The organism is Sphingobacterium sp. WM, assembly GCF_029542465.1.
Lineage (GTDB): Bacteria > Bacteroidota > Bacteroidia > Sphingobacteriales > Sphingobacteriaceae > Sphingobacterium > Sphingobacterium cellulitidis.
The window spans coordinates 1,180,882-1,192,890 of record NZ_CP120709.1; the positions used below are offsets into that span (position 1 = coordinate 1,180,882).

The following is a 12,009-nucleotide window of genomic DNA, read 5'->3' on the forward strand; positions in this document are numbered from 1 at the left end:
TTTTTGTTTTTTAATGCGCGCAAACGATTGCATGAAGAAATTTTATATATTTATTCAATATTTTAAAACTTAAATTAAAAGAGAACAAAGTATGTGTGGAATTGTCGGTTATACCGGAACTCGCCAAGCCTATCCCATTGTGATAGATGGCCTAAAGAAATTAGAATATAGGGGTTATGATAGTGCGGGTGTTGCACTTCAACAGGGAGATTCCTTGATGGTCTATAAAAAAGCAGGTAAAGTAGCTGCACTTGAAGAATTTGTTGGAGACCAATCTACTGCTGGCACAACTGGAATTGGTCACACGCGTTGGGCGACGCATGGTGAGCCTTCGGACCGAAATGCGCATCCTCACTATTCCAAATCAGGGAAACTTGCGATGATCCATAATGGTATTATCGAGAATTATGCCCAACTGAAAAACGAACTTACTAAAGCTGGATACGAATTTAAATCAGATACTGACTCAGAGGTCCTTTTAAACTTTATCGAAGATATTCAAGCAAAAAATGAATGTGGATTAGAAGAAGCTATTCGTATTGCCTTGAAAAGGGTAACAGGAGCTTATGTGATCTTAATCATTGCTGCCGATCAGCCAGATACGATCATTGCTGCTCGTAAAGGAAGTCCTTTGGTAATTGGAATTGGAAAAAATGAACATTTCTTAGGTTCTGATGCTTCCCCGATGCTTGCTTACACCAAAGAAGTGGTGTATATCAATGATTATGAATTGGCTATCGTAAAGCCAGATGAATTAATCTTGAAGAATTTAGGAAATGAAGTAATTACTCCTTTTGTTCAGAAGTTGGATATTGAGTTAGCTGCGATTGAAAAAGGAGGTTATGATCACTTTATGTTAAAAGAGATCTTTGAGCAACCAACTACCATTGCAGATTCACTTAGAGGACGATTGATTTTAAATGAACATCGTATTATTTTGAGTGGAGTAGATGCTATCCAAGATAAATTAGCAAATGCTCGACGTATCATTATTGTAGCCTGTGGAACCAGTTGGCATGCTGGTCTTGTTGCAGAGTATGTAATCGAGGAGTTATGCCGGGTGAATGTGGAAGTGGAGTATGCATCTGAGTTCAGATACAGAAATCCAGTAATTGGTTCAGATGATGTAATCATTGCTATTTCGCAGAGTGGAGAGACAGCTGATACCTTAGTTGCATTAGAACGTGCTAAAGCTCAAGGGGCTACTATTTTCGGCATTGTGAATGTTGTAGGTTCTTCTATCGCTAGGATATCCCATGCGGGATGTTATACCCATGCTGGACCAGAAATCGGTGTAGCGAGTACAAAAGCTTATACTGCGCAGTTGGCTGTATTAATGTTGTTTGCATTAAAACTTGCTAAGGCAAAAGGAACTATAAGTGACGAACGATTTGATGAATTATGTAAAGAGTTGAACGATATCCCTGAGAAAGTTCAATGGGTATTAGACAACGAAGTAGATAATATTAAAGCCATTGCTTATAAGTACAAGGATGCACGTGATGTTCTATACTTAGGTCGTGGGTATAATTTTCCAACGGCATTAGAAGGTGCCTTGAAATTAAAAGAGATTTCATATATCCATGCTGAAGGATATCCTGCTGCTGAGATGAAGCATGGCCCAATCGCTTTGGTTGATGAAGAATTACCAGTAGTTTTTATTGCGAGTAAAGACGCTTACCATGAAAAAATCGTAAGTAATATCCAAGAAATCAAAGCCAGAAAAGGTATGGTTATCTCTGTTATGACAGAAGGAGATGAAATCACACCTAGCATCTCCAATGATGTGATGGTTGTTCCAGAGGCTGATGAAGTTATAGCTCCATTATTAACGGTAGTACCATTGCAACTACTGTCCTATTACATTGGGGTATACCGCGGTTTAGATGTTGATAAACCAAGGAATTTAGCTAAATCAGTAACTGTGGAATAGTATTATGGGATATATAATAAAATTACCATTAAATCGGATCGGGTATGACTTCATACCCGCCGAATATTTACCAGAAGGGAAGAATGAATACTACCTTCGGTTTGAACAAAATAAATCCAACAAGCAATATCGTAATCTAACCGAGGAGGAAATCCGCATCCTCGAGCTAAACCATAATGAATCTACCAATTGGAATGATGTCCTGGTTACAGATAAATTTCTTCCAAGACAAATCAAAAGATCTAAGTTCTTTGGGTTGATTCGGATTGGTGATATGGAAGAGGTTTATCTTGAATATCGAGATATCCGCTTACCGGCAGGGATTTATAATTCTCAAATTATTTCTTGTGATCTTGGCGACTGTGTGGCACTGCATCAAGTTCGTTATATTGCTCATTTTATTGTTGGAAATGAAGTCATCTTGTTAAATGTTAATGAGATGGAGACCAGTTCCAATGCTAAATTCGGGAACGGTATCTTGAAGGCTGGAGATCCTGATACAAGTCGGATTTTTTTAGAATTATGTAATGAAAATGGAGGTCGTGCCGTATTGCCATTTGATGGTATGCAGGCAGCTGATGTCTATCTTTGGACGCGTAATCGTCAAGATAAGGAACTTCAAAAGCGGTTTTATGATATTACCAATGAAAAATTCAATGATATCAGGGGCTATTACAGCGAAATTGGAGACCGTACAGTTATCAAAAATTCGCATACTTTCAAGAACGTTAAAATCGGTTCTGATGCCTATATCAAAGGAATCAGTAAATTGAAGAATGTGACCATTAATTCCACTTCGGAGGCTTATACCCAAATAGGCGAGGGTTGTGAGTTGGTAAATGGTATCATAGGATATGGTTGTCGTGTGTTTTATGGGGTTAAAGCTGTTCGTTTTATTTTATCCTCTTATTCACAGTTGAAATATGGTGCGAGGTTGATTAACTCATTCTTGGGAGATAACTCCACTATTTCTTGTTGTGAGGTGTTGAATTCACTTATTTTCCCGGCACATGAGCAGCATCATAATAACTCCTTTTTATGCGCCGCATTGATAAAAGGTCAAAGTAATATGGCTGCGGGTGCTACAGTAGGTTCGAATCATAACTCAAGAGGTGCAGATGGTGAAATTATCGCAGGTCGAGGCTTTTGGCCAGGTCTGTGTGTGAGTCTGAAACATAATTCAAGATTCGCCTCATATACATTAATTGTAAAAGGTGACTTCCTGCATGAATTGGATATTAAATTTCCATTTTCTTTAGTAAGTAATGATGTTACTCATGACCGCCTGATTATTGTTCCTGGTTATTGGTTTATGTATAATATGTATGCATTAATGCGTAATACCAACAAGTTCCTAAGTCGTGATAAGCGTTCATTTAAAAACCAATATTTTGAATATGATATCCTAGCCCCGGATACAGTGAATGAGTTGTTTACGGGGATAGAAGAGATTAAGATGGCTGTTAAAAAATCTTTGCAGACAGCTGATCCTTTAGCTTGGTTGGAGAGTTCAGATAAATCATCGGAGGAAATCTTCTTGGATAATGCCGAATTTTCAAAGCGGAAAGTGGTATTGCTAAAGCCTAAAGAATCTTTTCAATTATTCAAAAAGTTGATTCGATATTATGCAGTTTGTCAGGTTTTGGATTTGATAGATCCAGCTGATTTTACAAACAGTATTCGTACTATCGCAACAAAAGGATTGGTAAGAGAAGACTTTGAAAATGTAGGAAGTCAGTTGGTTCCTGTGAATAAATTAAACTCTCTATTACAGAATCTAAAAGATAAAAAAATCAATTCTTGGGATGAGGTTCATTCGAATTACCATCAATTGAGTAGTGAATATATCCAAGATAAGCTTGTACATAGTTTAGCATCCTTGCAAGAGATTACGGAGACAGATTCCACAAATTGGGATGCAGATTTCTGGAATACTCTATTTGATGAAGCATTGGAGACCAAAAGGTGGATATGTGATGAAATCTATAAATCAAGAAGCAAGGATTATCACAATCCATTTAGGTTAATGGTTTATGAATCGGAAGCTGAAATGAATGAAGTTGTTGGGCGACTTGAGGATAATAGTTTTATCAACCAGCAGGCTGCTGAATTTGAAGGATTTCAATCTAAAATAAAAGATTTTAAATCAAGCTTATAAGGTTTGCATTTGATAAAAAAAGGAGAATAATATTATTCTCCTTTTTTTATGCTCTTAAAGTTCTTTGATTTTTATACTTCTAAAGGACACTGCATCTCCATGATCCTGCAAAAGGATATGACCTTGTTCAGCCTCACCAAACTTATTCCAATCCTTATATTTACTTCCTGCAACAAGTTTTCTGAATTCATCAGAGCCACGCACGAATTCCAACATTTTGAAACCGTTTAAATAATATGTAACGTGGTTATCAGGAGTAACTACGATTCTGCCGCGGTTCCATTCACCGATTGGTTTCCTTGGTCTTGGGTTACGGTCGGATGTAATCAGGTCATAAAGTGAGGCCAAAGTACGGTTGCCATCCTTTCCTAATTTAGCATCAGGATGAAGTTCATCATCCAGGATTTGGTATTCTGGACCAATTGCTGAGCCAGCTGTCTTTTCATCCAAGGTAACAAAGTATTTAACTCCAGAGTTTGCTCCAGGAGTCAATTTGAAATCAAAAGCAAGATCAAATGCCTTATATTGTTTATCGGTTATGATGTCACCACCATTCGTGGATTCGGCGCCATCTGATTTTTGAACTTCGATTAAGCCATTTTCAATTTTCCAACCTTTCTCAGGGAATTTATCTCCACGAGCACTATGCCAACCCTGACTGTCTTTTCCATTAAATAATAAGCTATATCCTGCTGCTTTTTCTGCCTCTGACAGATCGTTGGACTTTTTATTTACGATATAAATATCCTGAGGAAATTCTTGAGGTTTTAAGTTGCTGGTTTGGATCTTAATATTTTTAAAATAAACTTTTTTACCATCCAATGAGTCAGGGATGCTATGTACTTGAAGGCCAATAAAACCAGAATCATCCAAACTATCAATTACAAAAGCAGCTGGCACACCATTGACCCAAGTTTTTGTTTCATTACCAATGGCCTCAATACGAAAATGATTAAATTCATTGGGCTTGAAGGCAGTTTTTGCTGCAGGGTTCAGATCCAAAGGATATAACCACTCGCGACGACCTTCATCATAAATTCCGCCAGTCCAAGCTCTGGTAGTAGGGTCAATGTCAAGTTGTCTTCCATACACTCTTCCGCTACCATTATTTGCTGTTGAATCAAAATGGCTCCTAGTTTGAATTCCAGAGTTAGTTGTACTTCCTTCTAATTTTACATCCAATTCTAAAATAAAGTCACCATATTCTTTTTCAGTCACCAAAAAGGAGTTAGGTGTTCCTTTGGTCATTACTCCAACGATCGCATCATCTTCAACATGATAGTCTGCTTTTCCAGCTAAACTTTTCCAGCCACTGAGGTCCTTGCCATTGAATAAATTTTCCCAACCGTCTTCTGTTTTTTTATTTTGCTGACATGAAATGTTCAAGGAAGTCAGTAAAAGTAGACTCAAACCGCTGCTGAACATAGATTTCAAATAGGTTTTTCTCATCATTTATGTGTTTTGTGTAACAGGTTTATAGTTTATTAACCAATAAGGTCGCTTAAATTAGGTTTTTTTTTTATTTTTAAGCTAATCATTCATGTAACATTCATAAACCTAAACATATTACAGATGAATCATTATTTTTCTCGAAGGAGTTTTTTAAAGAAATCCATAATTGCTGGAGGAGCCTTGACTTTGGCCAGTAGTCCTTTAGGCAGTATTGTAATGGCAAAACCTAATGAGCGAGTTAACTTAGCTGCAATTGGGATTGGTTTTAGAGGGGGAGAGATCCTTATGGAACTTCATAAAACTGGGTTATGTAATATCGTTGCACTTTGTGATGTGGATATGGGTGCAAAACATACGGAAGCTGCAATCAAGCAATTTCCAGATGTTCCGAGATTCCAGGATTTCAGACAAATGTTTGATAAAATGGGGAATCAAATCGATGCGGTAACTGTTGGTGTACCAGATTTTTCTCATTTCCCGATTACCATGATGGCATTGGATCTTGGAAAGCATGTTTATGTAGAGAAGCCAATGGCTCGTACTTTTTTAGAAGTGGAGTTGATGATGGAAAAGGCTCGGAAAAATCCAAAATTAGCCACCCAAATGGGTAATCAAGGACATTCCGAAGCCAACTATTTTCAATTTAAGGAATGGACAGAGGCTGGGATTATCAAAGATGTAACCCAGATTGTAGGCCATATGAATATGCCACGTAGATGGCATGGCTGGGATGTAAATATGAAGAACTTCCCGCCTGCAGAACCAATTCCTAGTACGATGGATTGGGATTTATGGCAAATGCAAACCTTGGGTCACAACTATAACAAGGATTTTGTAAATGGACAGTGGAGATGTTGGTTTGATTTTGGAATGGGAGCATTAGGAGATTGGGGAGCCCATATCTTGGATACATCACATGAGTTCCTGAAATTAGGATTACCTACGGAAGTAGGAGCAGAGATGTTAGAAGGACATAATTCTTTCTTCTTCCCAATGTCTTCTACCTTGAAATTTAGCTTTCCAAAACGCAAGGGAATGCCTGCATTAGATATTATGTGGTATGATGGAATTAATAATCTTCCTCCAATTCCAGAGGGCTATGGAGTTTCAGGATTGGATCCAAATATTCCACCGCCAAGCACAGGAAATCTAGAACCTGCAAAATTAAATCCAGGAAAAATTATTTATGGTAAAGATCTTACCTTCAAAGGTGGTTCACATGCTAGTACATTGTCGATTATTCCTGAGTCAAAAGCAAAAGATTTGGCGAATAAACTACCGGAAGTACCTAATACTCCTTCTAATCACTTTGCCAACTTCTTAAAAGCTTGTAAAGGGGAAGAAAAGACTCGTTCTTCATTCGATATTGCAGGACCTTTGAGTCAAGTATTCTGTTTAGGTGTGATAGCACAGCGATTAAATGGAAAATTTAAGTTCGATCCTGTGAAAAAAGAAATTACAAATGATAAATTTGCTAATGCACTATTAATCGGACCACCGCCAAGACAAGGTTTCGAACAATATTATAAAGTTTAAAAAAATCAATCAAAAATAATTAAAGATGATCAAACAATTTGTTTACGGTTTAGCTATCTCAAGTATCCTTGGATTGGGCTTGACTTCATGTCAAAATGGTACACAGGAAAAAGCAGACAACCAAGAGAAAAAAGAAGAGGTGGAACATAATCCTGCATCACAAACTATTCCTGAGGAATCCAAAGAGCTTTTGGGTCGCTGGGATCTTAATGTAGACAAGAATGGAAAACAAGTGCCTTCTTGGATTGAAATCAAATTATCTGGTTTTACTACTTTGGTAGGCTATTGGGTTGGCGATTCTGGCAGTAGCAGACCTATTTCACATATTAAATTGCAAGACGGTAAATTTTCGTTTGCTATTCCACCACAGTGGGAAGGAGGCGAAGGAGATGTTGTAATTGAAGGTGAATTAACAGGTGCAGATCTAAAAGGTACGATCACCAATAACAATGGAGAAAAATATACATTTACAGGAACTAAAGCTCCATATTTGAATAGAACTGTTGCTCCTAAATGGGGAACTCCAGTTGAATTATTCAATGGTAAGGACCTAACGGGTTGGAAGCCTTCTAATGATAAAAACAAATGGGTGGTTATAGATGGAATCTTAACAAATGAAGAAGCAGGTGCTAACTTAATCACTGAAAAATCTTTTGAAGACTTCAAACTTAACCTGGAATTCAAATATCCTGAAGGAAGTAACTCGGGAGTTTACTTAAGAGGACGTTATGAGGTACAAATCGAAGATTCCCCTAAAGATAGACACCCAGGAAACCTTTATTTTGGAGCAATCTACGGTTTCTTGACACCTAATGCTATGGTTACAAACGGGCCGAACGAGTGGAATAATATGGAGATTACCTTAGTTGGACGTTTAGTAACAGTTGCTATCAATGGTCAAACTGTTATTAATCAACAAGAAATCCCAGGAATCACTGGTGGTGCTTTGGATTCTAAAGAAGGAGAACCAGGACCATTGTATATTCAAGGTGATCATGGGCCAATTGAATTTAGAAAAATTACCATTACTGAGGCTCAAAAATAATTTTGAGAGCATGGATTTGTATCAATCCCATCGAGGGTTTACAATCCAATAAACAAAAAGGCTGCTAAATTTAGCGGCCTTTTTTGTTTTAGTCATAGAGTTATTTAATAAATTCTTAAAATATGCTATTGAAAATCAATTGATTAAAACAGTATTTCTCTCAAGTTGTTATTTTAATAACACATGTTAACAATCGATAAAATATAATGATGAAGTATTTTCTGATAAACTTTTTATTTGCTATTTCCCTTACTTTCAATGTTATGTCTCAAACTAAAAGTCCCCATTTAGAGTTGGTTGCATCTTTTGGAAAATCACAACCCATTGGTGTTTCCGTTTCTTCTGATAATCGAGTTTTTGTTTCTTTCCCTCATAAAGAGCCATATTTATATGGTTTAGCAGAAATTATAAATGGTGAAAGGAAGGCTTTTCCAGATGATAAATGGAATGCTACTTCAGGGGATTATGATAAGCATTTTGTCAATGTCCAAGATATCTATGTTGATACCAATGATCAACTGTGGGTATTGGATTCGAAACCTGCATCAGCTGGATCTATCTTTGGGAAGGATGGGAATAATACCTCTCAAGGTCAATTCAAGCTTGTTCAAATTGATTTGAAGAATAACCAAGTGGAGAAAGTCTTTACTTTTGAGGATTTAGATAAAGACAAATCCGGCTTGAATGATGTCCGTGTTGATACTGATAAGCAGTTAGCTTATCTTTCAGATCCTGGCCAAGCCTCTATAATTGTGTTAGATCTGAAAACTGGTAATACGAGAAAAGTATTAAGCAATACTCCTTTTACTGTAACCAATCCAAATATTATTTTATCCTATAATGGACATGAAATGAAGGATAAGGATGGTAATCCTTTTAAATCTAATGTGAATGGTATTGCTTTGACCAAGGATAATAAATGGTTTTATTTTAAACCCATTAATGCCTTGAATCTTTATAGGATTGAAACTAAATACTTGGCTGATTCTAGTATAAAAGAAAATGATTTGTTAGCAAAAGTAGAGGACCTTGGGGAAGTGGGAGTGACTCACGGTTTGGTTGCTGACAAGGTTGGAAATGTTTATTTGACAACCTCCTTGGATTATTCTATTAGACGAATAACGCCAGAAGGGAAATTAGAAATGCTGGTCCAGGATTCTAGATTACTTTGGCCTGATTCCCTTGGTGTAGGTTCAGATGGTTATTTGTATTTTTCTTGTGCTCAAATGCAGTTATTGCCGACATGGAATAATGGGAAGGATTTGGTTCAATATCCCTACGAGGTTTATCGAATCAAGGTTCTATAAGCCAATTACCACGACTACAATATCTTCATTGGAGTATGAAGGGTAGAATTGGCTAATTGCATTGGATTGTTTATAGACTTTTAATTCCTCATAGACGGCATTCCTTAGTGCGCCTTTACCTTTTCCATGAATAAATTTTATTTCCGGATATTCCCAATAAATGGCAGCATCTAGCTGTTCCCTGAGGTAATCAATTGTTTCCATGAGCAATTCATCCAACTCATAATTATCCAAGTCGGCGAGAAAAGCCTCGGCATGTAAATCGACCGTCTTTTTGGGTTTGGGAAGAGAACGCATGAAAGAAGATATTAATTGATGCTTCTGCCAATTAGATTAGGAAGTAATGCTTTCGCCTCATCGATTTTTTGTTCCTGAAGCAATGCGATATAAGGTTCTAGTTTTTTATAAGTCGCAGAATTTGGAGCAAAATCTTTTAAATAAGTATAAGCTTCCTGAAAATATGGTGAAATTTGTTGGCTTTCAATGGCTGGGGTATTATCCATTCCAATCGTAAGGGTTGTGAAGTATTTCTCGTACTCCTTTTGCGCTTTTTCTCCAGCTACTGAACCTTTGGTCTTATTTGCAAAATCTTCATACCAAACGGTTCTTTGAACCAATGATTGGAAAGGAATTGCAATTGCAGCATCATCTGCATAACCTTCCATATTATCTCTTCCAATTTGTTGCAATAATATCTCAAGATCCGATGAAATGTATGGATAGAAATTATCTTGAAAATACAATGGATTAGGCTCTAAGTCAAACATACCTTCAGTTTCACGAACTCTAAAGCCATTACGATTAATTTTATCATAGGCTTTTTCAAGATCTGAAGGAACTGCAGCTTTGCCTCCATCGAATTCAATATTTACTAAGGGTCTGTAGTTTATTTCTTCATCAAATGCGGAACGGTTTCCATACATGGACACTTTATCGATATAATCCATTAGTAAAGCAACTGCTTTATCATTTTCAGGATTTTCTTTGTTTTCGAAGAGCTCCTTGAATTTAGTGGTTGCTTTGCCTACGCTTTCGATGTCAGTAGAATCCAAGGCAAGGATATAATCTTCCAATGCTTCCACCTTTGTTAAATTATATTCTTCAGGATTTTCAACATTTGTTGTATCGGTGCCATTCTCCTCCTTAGTATTCGAAACACAGGCTGTCAGAAAAAGGGATAAGATTAGACAATTTCTAAAAAGTTTCGTCATAATTGTTTTGGAAATTATGTTTAAAGCATGTTTCATTCTTGTTCAAATATCGTATTTAATTCCTATTTAATAGTATAAACGTTGAAATGGGGGTTATTGTGTCGTAGAAAAAGTAATTTATTCTCATAATAATCAATATGTTAATTTAATGTTTCGATTACTATTTGGAAGATTGTAGGTAAAGGTTGTATATTTGTGCCACACAAGAAAAAGGTGATACCTTCTCGGGGTGTAGCGTAGCCCGGTATCGCGCCACATTTGGGATGTGGAGGTCGTAGGTTCGAATCCTGCCACCCCGACAAAAGCCACTGATAATCAGTGGCTTTTTCTTTTTTCGGGCACATTTCGGACAAATTATATCTGAATATTGATTATTCAATAACCTAAGCAAAGTTAAGCTAGAAGAATAACCCTTCTTAAAGAATGATTGGAACATAATGCTTGTTTCTATAGAGCGTGAAAAGTTCATCTTATTCTTATAAAAAATCAAGAGGGCTAGGAGTCTTTTGCTTGTCTATGTCAGTGATATGAGTGTAGATCATAGTCGTTTTTATATTTTCATGACCCAATAACTCTTTTACAATTCGGATATCGATACCTGATTGGATTAAATGTGTGGCATAAGAATGTCGCAATGTATGTACAGAGCCTTCCGACTGAACATTTGCTTTGATCAATGCTTTTTTCAGAATCAACTGTACACTTCGTTCGCTATACTTGCCACCCCTCTCACCTTCGAAGAGGTACTCCTTTGGCTTGAATGCTTGATAATAATGTCTCAAAGTCGCCAGCAATTTGTCTGGTAATGATACAATCCGATCTTTATTACCTTTGCTTTGATGGATTCTGATAATTCCATCGGAAGATTTTATGTCTTTGATTTTGAGATTCAACAGTTCGCTAAGACGTAGTCCACAACTATAGATTGTCATCAGAATAGCCTTGTGTTTTAGATTTTGAGTGTTATCGAGAATATTTCTTACTTCTTCTTTTGAAAAGAATTTAGGTAATTTAGAAAATGATCGTTTCGGGTATAAGTAATACAGTTGGATTTTTTTGTCCAATATCAGTTCGTACATCTTCTTGATTGCGCCCACTAATCCTTTTTGATAGGAAACACTAATTTTCCCATTTTGAACTTTTTCGTTTATAAACGCCTCAATATCTGACAGTGGAATTTCTTCAAGGGAGGGATATTTGCTAACATGTTTAAGAAATATACTAGCGTAATCCTTGTACGATCTAATGGTATTGCCAGCATATCTCTGCATCAGCAATCTCTTTTCGAAGGTTTCAAGTATGATTTCGCTATTCATATCAGGGAAATAGTATTTTATAATATTTTGTTTCGCTATTTGTGCGGTTTT

The 12,009-nt window shown here is 36.7% G+C and carries 9 protein-coding genes and 1 tRNA gene; 6 read left to right on the forward strand and 4 right to left on the reverse strand.

What is annotated here, in order from left to right:
- Positions 1-91: 91 nt before the first annotated feature.
- Positions 92-1,933: a glutamine--fructose-6-phosphate transaminase (isomerizing) gene (gene glmS / locus PZ892_RS05060; protein WP_094258210.1), complete on the forward strand. Its 1,842-nt coding sequence runs from the start codon at positions 92-94 to the stop codon at positions 1,931-1,933.
- 4 nt (positions 1,934-1,937) lie between these two features.
- On the forward strand, positions 1,938-4,091 hold the full coding sequence (locus tag PZ892_RS05065; RefSeq protein ID WP_277712249.1) for a DUF4954 family protein: 2,154 nt from the start codon (positions 1,938-1,940) through the stop codon (positions 4,089-4,091).
- A gap of 54 nt (positions 4,092-4,145) precedes the next feature.
- On the opposite strand, the gene PZ892_RS05070 is transcribed toward PZ892_RS05065, so the two are convergent.
- Positions 4,146-5,543 (reverse strand): DUF1080 domain-containing protein, encoded by a 1,398-nt coding sequence (locus tag PZ892_RS05070; RefSeq protein WP_277712250.1) that lies wholly within the window; start codon positions 5,541-5,543, stop codon positions 4,146-4,148.
- Positions 5,544-5,663: 120 nt separating this feature from the next.
- On the opposite strand from PZ892_RS05070, the gene PZ892_RS05075 reads away from it, so the two are divergent.
- The 3 genes from PZ892_RS05075 to PZ892_RS05085 all read left to right on the forward strand — a co-directional run bounded on the left by PZ892_RS05075 (position 5,664) and on the right by PZ892_RS05085 (position 9,431).
- Entirely contained in the window at positions 5,664-7,079 is a 1,416-nt protein-coding gene (locus tag PZ892_RS05075; RefSeq protein ID WP_277712251.1) for a Gfo/Idh/MocA family oxidoreductase, read from the forward strand.
- A gap of 25 nt (positions 7,080-7,104) precedes the next feature.
- On the forward strand, positions 7,105-8,124 hold the full coding sequence (locus PZ892_RS05080) for a DUF1080 domain-containing protein (protein ID WP_277712253.1): 1,020 nt from the start codon (positions 7,105-7,107) through the stop codon (positions 8,122-8,124).
- A 263-nt stretch (positions 8,125-8,387) separates the two neighbouring features.
- Complete coding sequence (locus tag PZ892_RS05085) at positions 8,388-9,431, forward strand: L-dopachrome tautomerase-related protein (RefSeq protein WP_277712254.1); 1,044 nt, start codon at positions 8,388-8,390, stop codon at positions 9,429-9,431.
- On the opposite strand, the gene PZ892_RS05090 is transcribed toward PZ892_RS05085, so the two are convergent.
- Both PZ892_RS05090 and PZ892_RS05095 read right to left on the reverse strand, forming a co-directional pair.
- Positions 9,426-9,728, reverse strand: coding sequence for a Smr/MutS family protein (locus PZ892_RS05090; RefSeq protein WP_182499026.1), 303 nt, complete (start codon positions 9,726-9,728; stop codon positions 9,426-9,428). The two genes, PZ892_RS05085 and PZ892_RS05090, sit on opposite strands and share 6 nt — an antisense overlap.
- A gap of 11 nt (positions 9,729-9,739) precedes the next feature.
- On the reverse strand, positions 9,740-10,642 hold the full coding sequence (locus tag PZ892_RS05095; protein ID WP_277712256.1) for a hypothetical protein: 903 nt from the start codon (positions 10,640-10,642) through the stop codon (positions 9,740-9,742).
- Between the two features lie 225 nt (positions 10,643-10,867).
- On the opposite strand from PZ892_RS05095, the gene PZ892_RS05100 reads away from it, so the two are divergent.
- Positions 10,868-10,941: transfer RNA gene (locus tag PZ892_RS05100), tRNA-Pro, on the forward strand.
- 177 nt (positions 10,942-11,118) lie between these two features.
- Here the strand turns inward: PZ892_RS05100 and PZ892_RS05105 are convergent.
- Complete coding sequence (locus PZ892_RS05105) at positions 11,119-11,958, reverse strand: tyrosine-type recombinase/integrase (RefSeq protein WP_185269625.1); 840 nt, start codon at positions 11,956-11,958, stop codon at positions 11,119-11,121.
- Positions 11,959-12,009: the final 51 nt, after the last annotated feature.

What these genes read in the sequence shown, in the direction of transcription:
- glmS (WP_094258210.1), top strand. Translation starts at nt 92, where the DNA reads ATGTGTGGAATTGTCGGTTATACCGGAACTCGCCAAGCCTATCCCATT.
- PZ892_RS05065 (WP_277712249.1), top strand. Translation starts at nt 1,938, where the DNA reads ATGGGATATATAATAAAATTACCATTAAATCGGATCGGGTATGACTTC.
- PZ892_RS05070 (WP_277712250.1), bottom strand. Translation starts at nt 5,543, where the DNA reads ATGATGAGAAAAACCTATTTGAAATCTATGTTCAGCAGCGGTTTGAGT.
- PZ892_RS05075 (WP_277712251.1), top strand. Translation starts at nt 5,664, where the DNA reads ATGAATCATTATTTTTCTCGAAGGAGTTTTTTAAAGAAATCCATAATT.
- PZ892_RS05080 (WP_277712253.1), top strand. Translation starts at nt 7,105, where the DNA reads ATGATCAAACAATTTGTTTACGGTTTAGCTATCTCAAGTATCCTTGGA.
- PZ892_RS05085 (WP_277712254.1), top strand. Translation starts at nt 8,388, where the DNA reads ATGTCTCAAACTAAAAGTCCCCATTTAGAGTTGGTTGCATCTTTTGGA.
- PZ892_RS05090 (WP_182499026.1), bottom strand. Translation starts at nt 9,728, where the DNA reads ATGCGTTCTCTTCCCAAACCCAAAAAGACGGTCGATTTACATGCCGAG.
- PZ892_RS05095 (WP_277712256.1), bottom strand. Translation starts at nt 10,642, where the DNA reads ATGACGAAACTTTTTAGAAATTGTCTAATCTTATCCCTTTTTCTGACA.
- PZ892_RS05105 (WP_185269625.1), bottom strand. Translation starts at nt 11,958, where the DNA reads ATGAATAGCGAAATCATACTTGAAACCTTCGAAAAGAGATTGCTGATG.